Here is a 19,836-nt window from a genome sequence, read left to right on the forward strand (position 1 = left end):
TCACCTTGTAAAATCAATTAAAAAATAATATAGCATATTTTTCTTAGGCTTAGCAGAAGTTAATTAATCTTTGTTATACCTGTGCTGGCATATTTTATGTTTACCTGATAGGTTCATCGTAAACTGCAATAACATTCATTTAGTATTTAGATTGGATTATAATTCTCCTAATTTTTATTATAAAACGCCTAAAATAACAGCAGATAATTCAATATCAACAATCCAATCTAATAAGTTCGACAGTATAAAATAGTTGGACAATTTTTTGGCTAGTTATTGCAATTGATTATTGCTTCAATGCAAGCTTACTTCTTACTTCTTACTTCTTACTTCTTACTTCTTACTTCTTACTTCTTACTTTTTGCAACCCAATAATCGAATAATGACAGCATAATAAAATTGCCGGATAGATTATAAAATTAAGGGTTATCATTGATGTGATACCTAACATCCCCATAATAAAATCTAGATTAAAAGCCAATTTATCAGTATCTTCCATTACTAACATTGGGACAATAGGCGGCATTGCGGGAATTATAATACCAATTGGCACGCCTAAAATGACTAATCCAAGTGGTCGTTTTATTTTATTTAAAAGAAAGATTGAAATCAGAATAAAACAGAAATAACACAAACCATAAAATATTAAATAATATAATTCTGGTGTGCGATGTTTTGCGATAATTATTCGATAACACCATTGGTAACTTAGATAGGCGCCGATAAAATTAAATAAGATGATAATTAATAAATTAATTAATTTCATTAGGCCGTCCTTTTGTTGTTTTCAATCTTTTCATCACTTCAATTAAAAGCAAGTTAGCTACTTTATTCAAGACAAAATCATTTTTCTTTTGAATACTACTTATAAATTTTTTTTTAATCAATCTCAAGGTAGTTAGACGGACAAAAGTATGGATAAAGAGATAGATTCGCCACCGCCCCCAATTAAACGTAAAAAGAAGCTGATTATATTAACGCTATTATTTCTTTTTTTTGCTTTGGCTTATGGCGTTTATTGGTTTATGTTTAGTCGATTTAATCAATCAACTGATAATGCCTATGTTATGGGTAATCAGGTCCCGGTTGATGCGCAAGTAAATGGTGGAATAGTAGAGATTAATGTCGATAATAACGATTTTATTCAACAAAATGATGTGATAGCAACGATTGATGCAGTTGATGCAGAAAATGAATTTGGTTATGCCAAAAATGCGTTAATCAAAGCGATTAGAGAGTTGCATCAAATTCAGATCACAAATGAAAAACTTTTAGCCAGCATTCAGTTAAAACAAGTCACCTTAGACAAACTTAAGCAAGATCTTGTACGCCGGGAGAATCTTTGGTCACGAAAGGTCATTTCAAAAGAAGAGATTATTCATGCAAGGCAAGATGTCGATTTTGCTATTAATGATTTAAAGATATCTAAGCATGAATTAGCCATTAATAATGCGCTACTAATGAAAACGCCATTATTAGAACAACCAAGTATTCAGCAAGCAATTTTTAAATTAAAACAAGCTTGGCTTAACTTAAAGCGAACCAAAATCACCGCGCCTGTAACTGGGTATGTCGCGAGGCGAAGTGTCCAAGTTGGTACACAAGTGACTAAAGGTGAGCGTTTAATGGTTATTGTTCCGTTAGATCAAGTATGGGTAGAAGCAAATTTTAAAGAGGTACAGTTAAACGATATTCGTATCGGTCAGCCAGTTACCTTAGAAAGTGATTACTATGGTGAAAAAGTTGAGTATAAAGGAAAGATAAGTGGTATTGCGATGGGTACTGGCGGTGCTTTTTCTTTGCTACCTGCACAAAATGCGACAGGAAATTGGATCAAAGTGATTCAACGTTTACCGGTACGGATTGAATTAGACAAAGCGCAACTTAAACAATTTCCATTACGTATAGGCTTATCAATGAATGTGAATGTGGATACGCATGATACGTCAGGTAAGCTTTTAACCGATATTCCAGCGAAGACGATAAAATATCAAACGGATTCACTTTCTTTTGATGAAAGTGAATTTGAGCAGCTCGTTGAGGATATTGTAAAAACCAATTTCTACGCTACGCAGATTATTCAATGAATCAAAGTAAAGCGTCCTCATTGCCTTTAACTGGCATCAGATTTATCTTACTAATTATTTTATTAGCGGTAATCGCGTTTTTACAGATTTTGGATTTAACAATTACTAATGTGGCGTTATCAACCATTACGGGTAATCTTGGTGCTTCAAACTCGCAAGGAACGTGGGTTATCACCTCTTTTGCCGTTGCTAATGCTATTTCGATCCCCTTAACGGGATGGTTAGCTCAGCGTTTTGGTGAAGTGAAATTATTTACTTATTCTATCTTATTTTTCGTAGTCACTTCTTGGCTTTGTGGTATTTCAAATAGTTTAGCCATGCTGATTTTTTCAAGATTATTGCAAGGTATGGTTTCTGGACCAATCATCCCTCTATCGCAAAGCTTGCTATTAGCGTATTGCCCGCCGGCCAAAAAAAATATGTCATTAGCCATATGGTCAATGACAATTATTATTGCGCCAATCTGTGGTCCAATTCTAGGTGGTTGGATTAGTGATAATTATTTTTGGGGATGGATCTTTTTAATCAATATTCCTTTCGGGATCATCATTTGGTTTGGTGTTCACCTTTTATTAAAAGATCGTGAAACGGCTACCAGCAAATTACCCATTGATAGAATTGGATTAGTTTTATTTATAGCTGGCGTGGGGTGTTTACAACTGGTATTAGATAGAGGAAAAGAGCTTGATTGGTTTAATTCTAATCAGATTATTATTCTTTCTGTATTAGCTGTTGTTTTTATTAGTTATTTTATTATTTGGGAACAAACAACAGATTATCCAATTATTGATTTATCCGTTTTTAAATCCCGAAATTTTACCATTGGCACAATTTGTATCAGTTTGGCATTTTTACTCCATATTGGCACGCTGGTTATTCAACCACAATTATTACAACGTGTGTTTGGTTATACTGCAACTTACGCCGGTTTAGTGTTGGCGCCAATTGGTTTGGTTCCTATTTTTCTTGCGCCAATAATTGGCCGATTTGCTTCAAATGTTGATATGCGAAAAGTGGTGACGTTTAGCTTTATTGTGTTTGCACTCTGTTTTTTTTGGCGAGCATATACATTTGAATCAAACATGACTTTTGCTGATGCAGCATGGCCGCAGTTTTATCAAGGTTTTGCGATAGCGTGTTTTATTATGCCATTAAATATCATTATTTTATCTGATATTCCCATTCATAAATTAGCAATTGCCGGCAGTATCTTTAACTTTTTTAGAACGTTATCGACATCAGTTGGTACCTCGTTAACCGCTACTTTATGGGAGCGTCGTGAAGTAATTCATCACAGTCAATTGACTGATATAATTTATCAAAATTCTCAGGCATTAAATTACACTTATCAACAATTCAATCAACAAGACCTATCTAATATGCAAGTATCAGCTATGTTGGCTCAACAGATTACCAATCAAGGATTATTAATTGGTATTAATGAGATATTTTGGCTATATGGTATGATATTTTTAGGTTTAATTGGTATAGTATGGTTAGCAAAATCTTCGGTGAAGGTTAATTGATACTTGGCTAATTAAATCAACGTGATTTTTATGACAGGAGTAAAGAATCAATCAGTGGTATAGTATTCAGATATAAAATAAGCAGGAGAGCGCATTTTGCATATTGATTCGGTGATTAAATTAGATGAACAAGAGTCAGCAACTTTGTACTTTCTCCATAACGTTAATACCGAATTTCATCGCCATCCTTGTTTACAATTAACGATATCACTGCACGATATTTTTTTAAGTTTAGAAACAGAAGATAAAAAGTATCGTGAATTTGGTTTTATTATTCGTTCAAATCTGCCACATAAATTAAATACAACTTGCGCTATCAATTTTTTACTCGAACCCGACGCGCCTTATTTTCATTTGTTGTCACATTTTACTGAAAACGATCCTATTTATCGTTTATCGCGTGAAGAAGCTTCAACACTGGCACAATATTTTATACATACTATTGAAAATAAACAGGTATTCGATGTCGAGCATATTGTTAATTTATTATATCGCCCTAATACAAGTTGTCTTTGTCGGCAAGATAGTCGAATAGTTAAAGCAATTTCAATAATTTCGTTATTGCCGGTAAAACAGATATCCTCAAAAGACATTGCTGATAAAATTTATTTATCCGAAAGTCGTTTTTTACATTTATTTCGAGAAAATCTAGGTATTAATTTCCGAGGCTATCTGTTATGGAAAAGATTGCGTGATGTTATTAATACGCTTGACGCATCGGCAACTTTAACAACGTTAGCTAATAATATGGGCTTTGCCGATTCAGCTCACTTTAGCCGAACTTGTGTTGCAAGTTTCGGATTAAGGCCCTCAGAGCTGAAACGAGCGTTAATTTATAATCAAAAAATGCCAAACAATAAACATGGTAAACATATTTATTGTTTGCATAAGCCAGCAGAAAAGTAACTCACTATACCCAGCTGAACCATTCAATTCTGCGTTAATTTTAGTATGTTAAAAATTGCTAATTATTTTCGTGCAACAAATACATAGCCTCATAAGGTTGTAATACCATTTCACCTTCAAACTCTGTTTGATTTGAGTAATTACTTAACAAGTTTTGCCAAGAACTATTTTCCAATGCTTTAGGCAATTGCCATTTAACCGTATTTTCGGTCAGATTGGCTATCACAAGTAATGTTTGATTATTCCAATGTCTGACATAGCACCAGCAATTAGCAACATCAGGCGTTAGATCTTGATAGTCGCCGAAAATAAAGATCGGATATGTTTTGCGTAATTTGATTAAGGTTTGATAGCAATAAAAAATGGAATTAGGATCGTCAAGTGCTGCCTTCACATTGATTTTTGGGTAATTGTTTGCCACCTCAATCCAAGGTTTACCTTGACTAAATCCGGCGTTGACGGTGTTGTCCCATTGCATTGGCGTTCGGCTATTGTCCCGTGATTTACTGGCAAGAATCGCTAACATATCAGACTCTGACACACCTTCGGCAATTTTTTCTTGGTAGATGTTAAGACTTTCCACATCTTTATATTGCGAAATATGAGTAAAATGGGGATTGGTCATCCCGATCTCTTCACCTTGATAAAGGTATGGCGTGCCTTGTAGTCCATAAAGAATCATCGCTAGCATTTTGGCTGATTCGTTGTGGTATTGGTCTTCGTTACCTAAACGTGACACAATGCGAGGTTGATCGTGATTACACCAGAAAATCGCATTCCATGCCTTACCGTGCATACCCATTTGCCAATAGCCAAGTATTTTTTTGAGTTCAAGTAAATCAGGCTTAGCCAGCGTCCATTTTTCCCCATTTGGATAATCAATCTTTAAATGATGAAAATTAAACGTCATGGTCAACTCTTTGCCATCCAATGCGGCATATTTTTGACAGTTTTCAAGCGTAGTGGACGACATTTCACCCACGGTTTTTAAACCATTAGGTTGAAAAACATCTCGACTTAACTCTTGTAAAAATTCGTGTATTTTCGGGCCGTCCGTATAATATCTTCGTCCGTCACCATTCATGTCATCCGGAAAGTCTTGCTGTTTAGAGACCAAATTAATCACATCAAGCCTTAATGCATCAACCCCTTTATCCGCCCAAAATTGACAGACATGTTTAATCTCTTGGCGGACAGTTGGATTTTCCCAATTGAGATCGGCTTGCTGCTTTGCAAACAGGTGTAAATAGTATTGTCCTGATTGCTCATGCCACTGCCAGGCTTTGCCGCCAAATTTAGATCGCCAATTGTTGGGTTCTGATCCGTCAGCTTTGGCATCTTTCCAAATATAAAACGATCGAAATGGGCTGGTTTTATCTAAGGCGGATTTAAACCATGGATGCTCTGTTGAAGTATGGTTAAATACCATATCCATCATAATCCGGATATCACGTTCATGCGCCTGCTTAACCAATAATTCAAAGTCGTCCATCGTGCCATAAGCCGGATCAATATCATAATAATCCGATACATCATAACCATTATCAACTTGCGGAGAGGGATAAATTGGCGTTAACCAAATCGCACTAATGCCCAAATTTTTCAGATAATCTAATCGACTAATAATGCCTAATAAATCCCCCGTTGAACCCGCGCCACTGGCTTGAAAGCTTTTGGGATAGATTTGATAGATAGTACCATTTTGCCACCACGGGATATCTATTTTATTCATTGCTTACTCTTTATTTTTTAATCTGACATGAATTAACCATTCAGTAATCGAATGGTTAACGGATATTAATTCGTGTTTAGCGAATATCTAATGTGCCTTTTTTCAATTTTAATTTATAAACAGCTGCTGTTAAAACAATTGGCACAACTATTGCCACCAACATAGCTAAGGCATAAATTCCCCAATAAACGGGTTGAATCGATAAGATGCCTGGTAATCCGCCGACTCCAATACCATTAGATAACACACCAAATAGACCACAAACTAAGCCAGCAAACGCAGCACCGATCATGGCACATAGCATCGGGAATTTATAACGTAAATTGATCCCGTACATAGCTGGTTCAGTCACGCCCAGATAAGCTGATATGGCAGCCGGAACCGACACTTCACGTTCGTTATGTTTTTTACTAACTAAAATAATGCCAACAACCGCCGAGGCTTGAGCAATATTGGATAGGGCAATAATTGGCCAAATCGGTGTGCCCCCCATATTTTGGGTCATCTGCATATCAATGGCCAACGTTGTATGGTGAATACCGGTGATCACCAACGGTGAGTATAAAAAACCAAAAATGGCTGAACCAATAAAGGCATAATCACCCGTCATCAAATATCTAACCCCATAGGCAATACCATTACCTAACATACGCCCTAAAGGACCTAATAAAAAATGCGCTAAAAAAACAGCAAGTAGCAGTGATACAATCGGAACAATCACTAACGTAAGATAATCAGGGATAATTTTACGTAATCGCGTTTCGATCCATCCTAGTGCTAAACCGGCAAAAATCGATGGAATCACTTGTGCTTGATAGCCGACTTTTTGGATAGTGAACCAGCCAAAATCCCACACTTCAGGTATTTTACTGCCAAGATCGTAAGCGTTCATCAATTGTGGTGAAACCAATGTTATGCCTAGAACAATCCCTAACACAGGCGACCCACCCATTTTTTTCACCGTTGACCAACAAATTGCCACCGGTAGAAAATGGAAAATTGCTTCACAAGGTAGCCAAAGTATATTGTAAATAGGTGCTAACCAATGATAAGTTTCAATTAATGGCTTATCATCTATGGTGGGCATATCACCAATAATGTTGCGTAATCCCAATAACAAACCACCTGCAATTAAAGCAGGCAGCAAGGGTACAAAAATTTCAGCTAAGTTCGAAATTAATCTTTCAAAAACAGACATATTTTGTTTAGATGCAGCTTTTGTTTGTTCTTTGGTTGCTTCAGTTAAATTTAACTGCTGGATTAGTACTTTGTAATAATCATCCACATTCGTGCCAATAATCACTTGAAATTGCCCAGCATTGTTAAAGCATCCTTTGACAAAAGGTAATGCTTCGATAGCTTGGATATTGGCGGTTTTAGGATCAACCAAAGCAAACCTTAATCGAGTCAAACAGTGGCTTACACTCGCAATGTTTTGTTTGCCGCCAACAAATTCAATTAATTGCATGATCGATTCTGTTGATATTTTCGAATCTTTAGCCATCGCAAGTCTCCTTTCAATTAGTACTTTCGCTGTTTTATTACATCAATAATTTGGCTATTTTATATCAATAGTTATCATAAATTGAATTCAATAAATAATAAATGGGAACGTTCCCAAATTGTGATTCAATTCACAATTTTTTAGCGTATAATTCGAATCAGATTGATTATTGATTCGTTAATTGGCAAGGAACCGTGATAGTTTTACCGGTAATTTTACCTTGTAACATATTAAGTAACTCTTGAGCAGCATAAATGCCGGCTCTATCAAAACCTAGTTCTATAACGACAGTTTGTGGAAACAAAAAAGTAAGCAGTTCACTATGACCAACGCTAGCCACAACGATATGATTGCGTTTTTTTTCACTTAAATATTTATTTAGTCCTAATGCGATAGCATCGGTAGCACAAATGATAGCCGAAGGTGAATGCTTTAAAACTGATTGAGCAAGGTTATAGCCAGAACGGTAACTTAATTTGCCTAAGTAAGCATTAGGTATGGTGTGATGTGCTAAGCAACAATCTTGATAGGCTTGATATCGCAGTGCGCCAGTTGTTTGATCTTGCTTATCTACACCAATATAAGCAATATTTTGATGTTTTTTATTTTGGTGTAGATAGTTAAATAAATTTGTTACCGCTCCAACATCATCATAACAAACACAAGTATATTCGGAAAACGATCTTGCCAATATCACACACCTATTTTTCCAGTCAGATAATAAAGATTTATCAAGCCCGGTAAACGCAAATATTACTACCGCATCTGCTTGTTTCTCTTTTAGCATTGCTAGGTGTTCTTGCACCTTATCAATGTTAAATTGGCTTTCCATAATGATAGGATCGTAACCACGCTGGTAAAAAATAGGTAACATTGAGCGAACTGCTTGATTTTCAGACATCGAATCAAGGCGAGTTACAATAATACCAATCACTTTATTACCATAACCACGCATTGCCCTGGCTGATTTTGATGGGGTAAATTGATACTGCTCAATTATCGCCATGACTTTATTACGCGTCACTTCCTTCACCATAGGATCGTGATTTATTACTCTTGAAACAGTGGACTTACTTACCCCACAAAGTTTGGCAATATCTTTAATGGTTAAGTTATTGGAAGACTCGCGCATAGTTAGTTCAGTGAATGAAAATCAGTTAAATCATAGTAATATAGTTTAAGGGAAATTGCGATATTCATATTGCATGGCTCACTTTTGCTTTGAGAAAAAATAGTATCTTTTGATACAAAAAAAGTCATAATAGCGTTTATGAAAAACTTCAATGTTTAGACAAAAAAGACTTTTATCAAAAGCCAGCAATATGTTGTTTGGTCGGTTAAATAAATTTAATTAGCTGAATATTTACATGTATGGTTTAGGATTTTATAAGGAACATATGAAAACACGCTATAAGATTTTCAGTGGTATAGTGCTTATGTTGGGCTTACAATGGGTGGCATTGGCTAATCCAAAAGCAGCCACCGTTGAAGATGAATTTAAAGCTGCTTTATTTTGCCAAACCGAGGCTTTTGATGCGCGCGATGCCAAAACAGTAGCGCGACTACGTGAACACAATATTAAAGTTAAAAATTTGGAAGAAGATGGACTGATTAATCAGGAATTTCATTTTGCCACACCGTTTAACATTGATAATGTTACAGTATCTGTTGTGCGTTATCTTGGTGATAGTGGGTCTTATTTTTTTGCTATCGCTAAAGGGGATATGAATAATTTTGTTCAATCGATTGGCGCAAAACCAATTCCTAATGAGCTAAAACAAACGCTTTCTTGGGGTAATATCAATCAATATTATAAATATACTGCACCTGTGACTACTGATAATCCTTATCCAAAGACAGTGCTTATTGGTCGCGATCAAGATACTAAAACCGGTGAATTTTATTTTGGTTGTCTGGAAGTAGATAACTAACTGTATTTGATTGAAGAATGGTAAGTTGTTTACCACTCTTTGGGGTTTTAGTTATGCGTTTTTAGTTATATTTACATGATTGATTTGTAATTATTATTGCTGATTCTTTCTTGATTTATACGCTTGTCCCCAATCTAACATCGCATCATGTACTTGTTTTAAACTTTGCCCGACTTCGGTAAGAGTATATTCAACTTTAGGGGGAACCTCAGCATAGACTTTACGATGAATAAGACCACTTTTTTCCATTGCTCTTAAATGTTGAGTTAACACTTTTTGTGATATGCCATTTAGTGATTTTTTTAATTCGCCAAAACGTTTAGTGCCGGTCAGTAAGTCACGGATAATCAGAACTTTCCATTTATCACCCATTAGCATTAATGTAGTTTCAACAGGGCAAGGTGGTAAGTTGTCAATGGTTAACATATCAATAATTCCTTTAAATTCAACAATGGTTCCAAATTGGATACTATATTACTACTTAGTACCTACTTTACAATAGAAACTTTGAATATTAATCTAAATATCGTGTTTGGGTCGTAGATGCTCAGTAAATTAGGCATTAACCAAAATTTAAAATATTTTATTTAGATAAGACAAAAGGAGTGGATAATGAAAATTGCAGTTATTGGTGCTAATGGTAAATCAGGTAGTTTGATTGTTAAAGAAGCGCTATCGCGTGGACATGATGTTACCGCCATTGTACGTAAAGCTGATGCGAAAGTTGATCCTAAAGCAAACGTGCTAGTTAAAGATCTTTTTCAACTTACATATGACGATTTGAAACCTTTTGATGTCATCATTGATGCTTTCGCGGCGTGGACGCCCGACACCCTTCCACAACATCAAACTAGCTTAAAACATTTAACTGATATTTTAAGTGGTAAACCTAATCGCTTGTTAGTTGTTGGTGGAGCGGGAAGCTTGTACGTTAATCCAGAACAAACAGTTCGTTTAGTTGATACACCTCAATTCCCTGACGAGTTTAAACCGCTAGCCAATAATATGGCTAAAGGCCTTGATCAATTGAAAAAATGCGATGACGTACAATGGACCTATTTAAGCCCAGCTATTGAGTTTATCGCTGATGGACCAAGAACCGGTCATTACACTTCTGGCGGTGAGCAAGTTTTATTCAATAGTAACGGTAAAAGCCACGTTAGCTATGCCGATTATGCAATTGCTATGATCGACGAAGCTGAACATGCTAAACATATTAAACAACGTTTTACTATTGTTACTGAGTAATCTTTAGACATTACCTTACATTAAGTCGTTGTGATTAATGTAAGGTAGTTAAAACCGATCACCTTTCCCCCAATAAACCACTCTATTTATCAACTATTAATAACCATTTTTATCGTATTTGGTTGAGTAGCTGTTTATTAATCATTTACAGATAAATTTAGGAAAATAGGATAAATGAAAACTCGAATTCGTTTAGTACTTTATATGATTTATATGATAAATGTTGTGTCATACATTAACAACTTTAGCTAATGATATGAGGTTTGCCGATTCAGCTCACTTTAGCCGAACTAGTGTTGCAAGTTTTTGATTAAGGCCATCAGCGCTTAAACGAGTGTTAATTTATAATCTAAAATTGCCAAACAATAAACACGGTAAGCATATTTATTGTTTGCATAGGAAAAATTCAGCTATAAATTAAACTTTAGGTAAAAATAGGCAAACTAATCATGCTGCTTAATCTGGTCAGATTCTATTAATGTTATTTTTTTTCATATAGTTATCATACACATTATATTTTATTATTATTATTGAGATAATTCCCTCATTTCATCTATGGTAAAAAATAGAGTATTGAGCTAAATTAAATGTGTTTTTATAAAAATGGATGAAATTATGGAAAATAAAACAACAAATAAAGTAACATTTTGGGAATTTTTTCAGAGTTTAGGTAAGACATTTATGCTACCTGTAGCTTTGCTCTCATTTTGTGGGATTATGCTTGGAATTGGGAGTTCATTAGCTAGCCAGGATGTGCGGGATTTACTTCCTTTCTTAGATAATGCCTTTTGTATTACCATTTTCACATGGATGAGTAAAGTTGGTTCTTTTGCATTTAGCTTTCTTCCGGTAATGTTTGCAATCGCTATTCCTTTAGGTTTAGCTAGAGAAGATAAAGGCGTTGCTGCTTTTTCTGGTTTTGTTGGTTACATTGTACTTAACCTAAGTATTAACTTTTATTTGACTATTTCTGGTATTTTACCGACTACAGACCCAGCGGTCTTAAGAGCTAATGATATTCAGTCGATATTTGGTATTCAATCAATTAATACTGGTATTTTAGGCGCTATTTTTGTTGGTATTTTGGTTTATATATTACATGAACGATTCCGAGCAATTCGTTTGCCAAATGCATTAGCTTTTTTTGGTGGTAATCGTTTTGTGCCAATTATTACAACTGTTACTTTCGGTATTTTGGGATTATTAGTACCTTTAATTTGGCCATTTTTTGCCAAAGGTATTAGTGGATTAGGTTATATTGTCAATAGTACTGGTGATTTTGGTCCATTTATTTTTGGTACTGGCGAACGACTGTTATTACCTTTTGGATTACACCATATTTTAGTTGCTTTGGTGCGTTTTACTGATGCTGGTGGCACAATGGAAGTTTGTAATGAAACAGTTAGTGGGGCATTAACCATATTCCAAGCACAATTATCTTGTCCTACAACGACTGAATTCTCAGAAAGCGCAACGCGATTTTTATCTCAAGGTAAAATGCCATCATTTTTAGGGGGATTACCTGGAGCGGCATTGGCTATGTATGTCTGTGCTAAGCCAGAAAATAGACACAAAATCAAAGGATTGCTAATTTCAGGTATTGTAGCTTGTACTATTGGTGGAATAACTGAACCATTAGAATTTTTGTTCTTATTTGTATCCCCAGTTTTATATGTTATCCATGCTGTTTTAACTGGACTTGGTTTTATGGTAATGTCACTGCTCGGTGTAACAATTGGTAATACTGACGGTAATATTATCGATCTTGTGGTCTTTGGTATTTTACATGGTACTGCCACTAAATGGTATTTAGTACCCGTTGTTGCTGCTTTTTGGTTTGTTATTTACTTCTTTATTTTTAGATTTTTCATACTGAAATTCAATATAAAAACTCCAGGCAGAGAAAGTGATAACGAATTTGATACCGATAGTACTCCTCAAGCTAAGAATAATTTAGCGACTAATTCTGGTTATAACACTATTGAAATTCTTGAAGCATTAGGTGGTGTGGACAATATCATCTCTTTGGACAATTGCATTACTAGATTAAGATTGTCTGTAAAAGATATTAATCTTGTCGATGATGCTAAATTAAAAGCTAACAAAGCTATTGGCGTGGTTAGACTTAATGATCATAATTTACAAGTGGTGATAGGCCCCCAAGTTCAAGTTGTAAAAGATGATTTACAAAAATATTTGAATAATTAATTATATACCCTAAAGGAAGAGTACTTATACTCTCCCTTTTGTTTGCAAGGAATATGGACATGACGTTATCAAACGACATTTTTGATTTTGACCAACCTGTTAATCGATTAGGGACATGGTGTACACAGTGGGATTATGTTCAAGATCGTTTTGGCGTTGCTAATTTAACACCTTTTACCATTTCAGATATGGATTTTAAAATAGCACCTTGTATCAAAAAAGCACTGGAAAAAAGAATTGAACATGGGGTTTTAGGTTATAGTCGTTGGAAGAATGAAGAATATCTAGGTGCTATTAAATATTGGTTTTCATCTCAATTTGATACCTCAATTGATCCTGAAATGATTGTCTATGGCCCATCAGTTATTTATATAATATCAAAATTAATTTCTTTATGGAGTGACGAAGGGGATAGTGTCGTATTGCATACTCCGGCATATGATGCTTTTTATAAAACCATTTTAGGTAATAAAAGAAAAGTACAATCATGTCCTTTAATTAAACAAAATAATAATTGGGAATGTGACCTCAATTATCTTGAAACAATCTTATCTAAAAAAGATGTCAAAATACTATTGTTATGCAATCCTCATAACCCTACCGGTAAGGTCTGGAATCACGAAGAGTTAAAGGTTATATCGAGTTTATGTGATAAATATAATGTGAAAGTCATTAGTGATGAAATTCATATGGATATGGTATGGGTTGGCAAGCATATTCCATGGAGCCAATATGGTAAAAATAACTGGGCTATAGTTTCTTCTGCTTCTAAAAGCTTCAACATTCCTGCTTTAACCGGTGCTTACGGTATCATCCAAAGTGAAGAGACTAGAAATGATTATCTACAACAACTTAAATCTTGTGATGGACTCTCATCACCCGCGGTTTTGTCATTAGTTGCAACAATTGCTGCCTATCAGGAGGGTTTACCTTGGCTTTCTCAGTTAAAAACTTATTTACAAGCTAATTTAAATTTTGTTGCAGATGAACTAAATAAAGCGTTTCCCCAATTAAATTGCACACCTCCAGATTCAACTTATTTAGCTTGGATTGATTTAAGATCTTTTCATTTAAATGATGAGAAATTACAACATCAACTCATCTTTAAAGAAAAAGTTGCCATTATGCCTGGATCCACCTATGGAGATGCTGGACTAGGATTTTTAAGATTAAATGTAGGTTGTGCCCGCAGTAAAGTAGAAATTGGAGTTAATGCCATAATAAAATCCATTAAAGATTTAACAGATTGATTTTTTGAAAGAGAAAATCTATATAAAAATAAAGTATATTAAAACTTTATAAAAAGTATTTTCGATAGATTAAAACGTCGTTCTTATTTATGTCAGTAACACTTTACATAAATAACAAATAGAACCTGGTTTTAGGCTGATATTGATAATTAAAGTACATCACCATTTAAATTATTTGATATGACGTTGCTGATACGTTTTGGTATTGCTTAACTTTAATGCTCCATAATGATTAAAACTAATCTGCAATAATTGAGCATATGGATCATTTTGGTGCGTAAAGATCAAATAAGTAGCAATGATACGTGGTTTTTGCCTTGGTATGTTTTTTGCACAAAAATGTAGTAATGAACAGTAATAATGAATAAGATGAACAATAAGCGTTATTACAAGTATATTTTTTACTAATCATTTTTGGAAAATTATTATGCAGTATGATCGAATTATAAAAAATGGTATTGTCATTTTAGAATCAGGTGAAGTCCGTACTGATGTTGCCATTAAAAATGGCAAAATTGCAGCCATTGCTCCAGATCTAAATGGTGCACATGAAGTTATTGATGCTCAAGGTTTAATTGTTAGCCCAGGTATGGTTGATGTACATGTACATATAAGCGAACCTGGCGGTATTCGTTGTGAGTGGGAAGGTTATGTCACTGGTACCAAAGCTTGCGCTAAAGGTGGCGTGACAACCTTTGTTGAAATGCCACTTAATCAACTGCCAGCAACCACTTGTGGTGATACACTTCGACAAAAATACGCTGCCGGTGAGGGCAAACTCTATGTTGATGTTGCTTCATTTGGCGGTTTAGTTCCTTATAACCTCACTAATGGTGGCATTGAAGCACAAGTTAAAGAGGGGGTAACCGCATTTAAATGTTTTATGGCAACGTGTGGCGATCCTACTTTAGAGGGCGATTTTGCAAACGTTAATGACTATGCACTTTGGGAGGGCATGCGTCAAATTGCTAAAACCGGTAAGTTACTGGCTATTCATGCTGAGAATGCCGCCATTACCGACATGTTAGGTAAACAAGCCAAAGATCGAGGTGAAACGCGCGTTTCACAGTATGTGGCAACCCGTCCTATTTTTACAGAAGTAGAAGCAATTCGCCGGGCAATCTTTTTTGCTAAACAAACGGGGTGCCGTATTCATATTTGTCATGTGGCGTGCCCAGAAGGCGTTGAAGAGGTGATAAAAGCGCGTCAAGAAGGGATTGATGTCACTTGCGAAACCTGTATTCATTATCTCTATTTTACCACCGATGAACTTGATGCTATCGGACCTTTAGCAAAATGTTCACCCCCTATTCGTGATAAACAAGCCCAAGATGGATTATGGAAATATCTATTTTCTGGTCACATTATTACCGCCGTATCTGACCATTCTCCTTGTACTTATGAAATGAAAAATAAAACTAATGCATTTGATGCATGGGGTGGAATTTCGGGTGTACAAAATAATGTCGATATTTTCTTTGATGAAGCGGTGCAAAAACGCGGTATGTCATTAAAACAGTTTGCCGATATCATCGCTAAAAATCCTGCTGAGCGTTATAACTTACCAACTAAAGGTTCAATTCAGATTGGTAAAGATGCGGATATTATCTTTATCAAACCGCAATCAAGTTATGTGGTAAGGGCAGAAGATCTTGAATATCGTAATAAATTTAGTCCTTATGTTGGACGACAAATTAACGCACAAGTGGTACGTACGTTATTACGTGGCGAAACAGTTTACAATTTGACTACGGGTATTGAATCGACACCAAAAGGATCATTTATTCGTCGTTAGTTTAAATATAGCGGCGTTAAAAAGTTAAGTACGAAAGGAATAGGTAATGAATAATAATCGCCCTCAATTATCTAATAACCAATTAAATATTGATAAATCACTATTACCCAAAACACCACAACAGCGTACGGTTAATCCTTTGGCATATGCTTTTATGTGGATTGGTGATGGCGTGAATCTTGGCAATATGACCTTAGGCGCCAGTTTAGTGGTTGCCGGTTTTGCCACTATGAATATTGTGCAAACTTTTATGGCGGCTTTGATTGCTATTTTAATTATTACCAGTATTTTTGTACTTAATGATCGCTTAGGTTACCGTACTGGCATTCCTTATGTTGTCCAACTTAGAATGTCATTTGGTATAAAAGGTTCGATAATCTCTTCACTGCTTCGTGGTATTCCAGGTATTGTCTGGTATGGCTTTCAAAGTTGGATAGGTGGCACGGCACTTAATGAAATTATCAAAATTCTATCCAATGAGAGTTTTGATAATGTCTTTATCTGTTTTGTGGTTTTACAATTTATACAAATTGGGTTATCACTGTATGGCTTTCATGCGATTAAATGGGTTGAGATATTAATATCATTAGTTATTCTATCCGCACTTGTCTATGCTTTTATTTTATTACTTCGCAATCATCAAACTGTCATTATTGAAAAATGGATTAATACTCAAGGAACTTGGGGATTACCTTTTTTTGGTTTTATTATGATGTTTTTAGGTAATTATGCTGCAATATTTTTGAGTGCGGCGGATTATTCACGCGAACTCAAATCAGGTATTAGTAACGGTAAACGCGGATTGTTATATTTTGTACCTATCACCATTGCCTATGGATTTGTTATCACAATTGGTGCTATGTTAGCATCGGTGACAGGCAACAGTAACCCAGTTAAAGCTTTTGCAATTGTTGTTGATAATTCTTATATTACTGTTGCGGTATCGTCATTTATTGTACTTGGGGCGATTGCAGTTAACATGGTGGCAAATATTATTCCACCGGCATATGTGATTAGTTTATTAACTAAAGTCAAATATAAATCAGCGGTAACGATCACGGGGTTACTCGCCATTGCTTCTTTTCCTTGGATCTTAGTGCAAGACTCATCAGCCAAGGGCTTAGGCCTATTTATTTTGATCTATTCTGCGTTCTTAGGGCCAATTGTGGCAATTTTACTTGTAGAGTATTATCTATTAAGGCGCCAACAAGTCGATATTAATGAACTCTATAATAAAAATGGTCAATTTGCAGGCTTTAATAAAGCTGCTATTTTAGCAATGTTTATTGGCTCGGCTGCCGCGTTTTGTGAAGTGAGTTTATCGTGGCTAATTGGCTTTTTTGTTGGTGGATTGAGTTATGTTCTATTAACAAAATATGCCTTTAAACAATCCCCATTTAGAAAAGGTACTATTTTTGAAAAAAAGAGTCATAAGTGAATAGGAATGATGATCATCACTGATAATGATCATCTTTGTTAACTCAGTTATGCTTTAGCGACTTTCGCTAGTCAACCAATTTTAATGCTTATTTATGTTATGTTCTATTAGGTATTGCCAATTTGGCATGTCACCTTAATTTCACGATTATCAGTAATTTCAAGATTAGATAATACCGCCAATTGTGGAAAATTAGGTCGCAAAAACTGTGATAGCATCAGCCTTAGTGAGTGGTTAACTAATAATACTGGTGGCGCGCCGATTGCTTCTTGTTGATGAAGTGCTTGTTTAAGTTGTTCAATGATCTGCTCGGCAAGCCCCGGTTCAACATGACTGGTATTTTGCATGGCTTGCAGTAATAAACGTTCTAAATTGATATCTAAGCCAATCACCTCGATTGGATTGTTACCTGCAAACCATTGTTGAGTGATGACTCTACCTAAAGCAATCCTGACTATACTCAATAATTGATAAACATCATTTTGATTTGGTGCGTTTTCACAAATGGTTTCAATAATAGTGCGCATATCACGAATAGACACTTTTTCCGCTATTAAATTTTGTAGTATTTTATGAAAGGTTGTTAACGTTACAACCTCTGGAATAAAATCTTCAACTAACTTAGGTACCTCTTGTTTCAGGCGGTCAAGCAGTTCTTGGGTTTCTAATCTGCCTAATAATTCGCTGGCAAATTGTTGTAGTAAGTGGTTAAAATGTGTGGCAATCATGGTGCTGGTATCGACAACGGTATAACCTAATATTTGTGCATTTTCTTTATTGCTTTCATCTATCCAGATTGCCGGTAATCCAAAAGCCGGCTCGGTTGTTGCAATACCCTCAATGGTTTCTACCACTTTACCTGGATTGATTGCCAACCATTTATTATTCATAATTTCACCTTGCCCAATTTCACCACCTTTTATAAATAATTTGTATTGGTAAGGGGCTAAGGACAAATTGTCACGAATATGTACTTGTGGTGGTAAAAATCCAAAAGTTTGTGCAAATTTTTTACGTAAACTGCGTATTCGACCAAGTAATTCGCCATTTTGTGATTGATCAACCATTGGAATTAACCCATATCCGACTTCCATCGCTAAAGTATCTTCAATATTGACATCCGACCAAGATGCTTCAATATTACTTGGTGTAGTGGCATCGACATTGACTTGTTTGGTTTGTTGTTTAACCTCATTTTTTTTATATTTAGCTAACCACCAAGCAATAGCCAATAATAGACCGGTAAACAATAAAAACACTAAATTTGGCATACCAGGAATCAAACCAAGTAGCCCTATCACAGCCGCTGTTAAAATTAATACTTGTGGATTTTTAAATAACTGGTTGAGCATCTGCTCACTAATATTTTCTTGCGAGCTGACTCTAGTTACAATCACGCCTGCGGCGGTTGAAATAATCAGTGAGGGAATTTGAGCGACTAAACCATCACCAATGGTTAGTAAGACATAAGTTTTACTGGCATCAGCAAGTGTCATATCATGTTGCATAATACCAACCATTAAACCACCAATAATGGTAATGGCCATGATTAATAAGCCGGCAATGGCATCGCCACGGACAAATTTACTGGCACCATCCATCGAACCATAAAAATCAGCTTCTTGCGTGACTTCGGCTCGGCGCGCTTTGGCTTCGTCTTCACCAATTAATCCAGCATTAAGATCAGCATCAATCGCCATTTGTTTACCTGGCATACCATCAAGCGCAAAGCGCGCACCCACTTCGGCTATACGCCCAGCCCCTTTGGTGATAACCATAAAGTTAATAATCACCAAAATAATAAACACCACAATGCCTATTGCAAAATTACCACCAACCAAGAAATGGCCAAAAGCTTCAATAACTCGCCCTGCGGCAGCACTACCTGTATGACCTTTTAATAACACGACGCGCGTTGACGCAACATTCAACGATAATCGCAATAAGGTGGCAAAAAGTAAAACAGTTGGAAAGGCAGCAAAATCAAGTACTCGCTTAGTAAATAATGCAACAATTAAAATAATAATCGACAAAGCAATGTTAAAGGTAAAAAACAGATCTAATACAAATGCCGGTAAGGGCAATACCATCATCGATAGTATTAATAAAATCAGTAATGGACCGGCTAATATTTGATAATGACCAGTTTTTAATGCGTTTATTGATAATATATTGAGTAATTTAGATTTAATCATAAAAATAGTGGTTGCC

At 35.5% G+C, this 19,836-nt stretch carries 15 protein-coding genes; 9 read left to right on the forward strand and 6 right to left on the reverse strand.

From position 1 onward, the window contains the following. Nucleotides 1-340 precede the first annotated feature (340 nt). Nucleotides 341-766: a hypothetical protein gene (locus J3U66_RS07935; RefSeq protein ID WP_267344738.1), complete on the reverse strand. Its 426-nt coding sequence runs from the start codon at nucleotides 764-766 to the stop codon at nucleotides 341-343. Between the two features lie 148 nt (nucleotides 767-914). On the opposite strand from J3U66_RS07935, the gene J3U66_RS07940 reads away from it, so the two are divergent. From J3U66_RS07940 to J3U66_RS07950, 3 genes are all read left to right on the forward strand, one after another. Beyond that, complete coding sequence (locus J3U66_RS07940; RefSeq protein WP_267348659.1) at nucleotides 915-2,087, forward strand: HlyD family efflux transporter periplasmic adaptor subunit; 1,173 nt, start codon at nucleotides 915-917, stop codon at nucleotides 2,085-2,087. Then, the gene (locus J3U66_RS07945) at nucleotides 2,084-3,613 is read left to right on the forward strand and encodes a DHA2 family efflux MFS transporter permease subunit (protein ID WP_267348661.1); all 1,530 of its coding nucleotides are present in this window, start codon (nucleotides 2,084-2,086) and stop codon (nucleotides 3,611-3,613) included. The genes J3U66_RS07940 and J3U66_RS07945 overlap by 4 nt, the downstream gene beginning before the upstream one ends. A 96-nt stretch (nucleotides 3,614-3,709) precedes the next feature. After that, nucleotides 3,710-4,519: a helix-turn-helix domain-containing protein gene (locus J3U66_RS07950; RefSeq protein ID WP_267348663.1), complete on the forward strand. Its 810-nt coding sequence runs from the start codon at nucleotides 3,710-3,712 to the stop codon at nucleotides 4,517-4,519. A gap of 58 nt (nucleotides 4,520-4,577) precedes the next feature. Here the strand turns inward: J3U66_RS07950 and treC are convergent, their stop codons facing one another. The 3 genes from treC to treR form a co-directional block, all read right to left on the reverse strand. Beyond that, nucleotides 4,578-6,251 carry an alpha,alpha-phosphotrehalase gene (gene treC / locus J3U66_RS07955; RefSeq protein WP_267348665.1) on the reverse strand — a complete coding sequence of 558 codons (1,674 nt, stop codon included), beginning with the start codon at nucleotides 6,249-6,251 and terminating at the stop codon, nucleotides 4,578-4,580. Nucleotides 6,252-6,327: 76 nt separating this feature from the next. Beyond that, entirely contained in the window at nucleotides 6,328-7,755 is a 1,428-nt protein-coding gene (gene treB / locus J3U66_RS07960) for a PTS trehalose transporter subunit IIBC (protein ID WP_267344734.1), read from the reverse strand. Nucleotides 7,756-7,921: 166 nt separating this feature from the next. Further along, complete coding sequence (gene treR / locus J3U66_RS07965) at nucleotides 7,922-8,887, reverse strand: trehalose operon repressor TreR (RefSeq protein WP_267334061.1); 966 nt, start codon at nucleotides 8,885-8,887, stop codon at nucleotides 7,922-7,924. A gap of 265 nt (nucleotides 8,888-9,152) precedes the next feature. Between treR and J3U66_RS07970 the strand changes: the two genes are divergently transcribed. Then, complete coding sequence (locus tag J3U66_RS07970) at nucleotides 9,153-9,686, forward strand: hypothetical protein (protein ID WP_267348667.1); 534 nt, start codon at nucleotides 9,153-9,155, stop codon at nucleotides 9,684-9,686. Between the two features lie 93 nt (nucleotides 9,687-9,779). Here the strand turns inward: J3U66_RS07970 and J3U66_RS07975 are convergent, their stop codons facing one another. Then, nucleotides 9,780-10,112 (reverse strand): winged helix-turn-helix transcriptional regulator, encoded by a 333-nt coding sequence (locus tag J3U66_RS07975; protein WP_267334063.1) that lies wholly within the window; start codon nucleotides 10,110-10,112, stop codon nucleotides 9,780-9,782. Nucleotides 10,113-10,298: 186 nt separating this feature from the next. On the opposite strand from J3U66_RS07975, the gene J3U66_RS07980 reads away from it, so the two are divergent. The 5 genes from J3U66_RS07980 (at nucleotide 10,299) to J3U66_RS08000 (ending at nucleotide 17,625) form a co-directional block, all read left to right on the forward strand. Next, entirely contained in the window at nucleotides 10,299-10,934 is a 636-nt protein-coding gene (locus J3U66_RS07980) for an NAD(P)-dependent oxidoreductase (RefSeq protein WP_267344732.1), read from the forward strand. A gap of 615 nt (nucleotides 10,935-11,549) precedes the next feature. Further along, nucleotides 11,550-13,142, forward strand: a complete 1,593-nt coding sequence (gene malX / locus J3U66_RS07985) for a maltose/glucose-specific PTS transporter subunit IIBC (RefSeq protein ID WP_267334065.1) — start codon at nucleotides 11,550-11,552, stop codon at nucleotides 13,140-13,142. Nucleotides 13,143-13,219: 77 nt separating this feature from the next. Further along, complete coding sequence (locus tag J3U66_RS07990; RefSeq protein WP_267348691.1) at nucleotides 13,220-14,392, forward strand: MalY/PatB family protein; 1,173 nt, start codon at nucleotides 13,220-13,222, stop codon at nucleotides 14,390-14,392. A gap of 427 nt (nucleotides 14,393-14,819) precedes the next feature. Continuing rightward, nucleotides 14,820-16,187, forward strand: a complete 1,368-nt coding sequence (allB, locus tag J3U66_RS07995; protein ID WP_267348669.1) for an allantoinase AllB — start codon at nucleotides 14,820-14,822, stop codon at nucleotides 16,185-16,187. A 46-nt stretch (nucleotides 16,188-16,233) separates the two neighbouring features. Further along, complete coding sequence (locus J3U66_RS08000; RefSeq protein ID WP_267348671.1) at nucleotides 16,234-17,625, forward strand: NCS1 family transporter; 1,392 nt, start codon at nucleotides 16,234-16,236, stop codon at nucleotides 17,623-17,625. Between the two features lie 107 nt (nucleotides 17,626-17,732). Here the strand turns inward: J3U66_RS08000 and flhA are convergent, their stop codons facing one another. Beyond that, nucleotides 17,733-19,820 carry a flagellar biosynthesis protein FlhA gene (flhA, locus tag J3U66_RS08005; protein ID WP_267334068.1) on the reverse strand — a complete coding sequence of 696 codons (2,088 nt, stop codon included), beginning with the start codon at nucleotides 19,818-19,820 and terminating at the stop codon, nucleotides 17,733-17,735. Nucleotides 19,821-19,836 lie beyond the last annotated feature (16 nt).

The organism is Gilliamella sp. B2969 (assembly GCF_026536195.1).
GTDB lineage: Bacteria > Pseudomonadota > Gammaproteobacteria > Enterobacterales > Orbaceae > Gilliamella.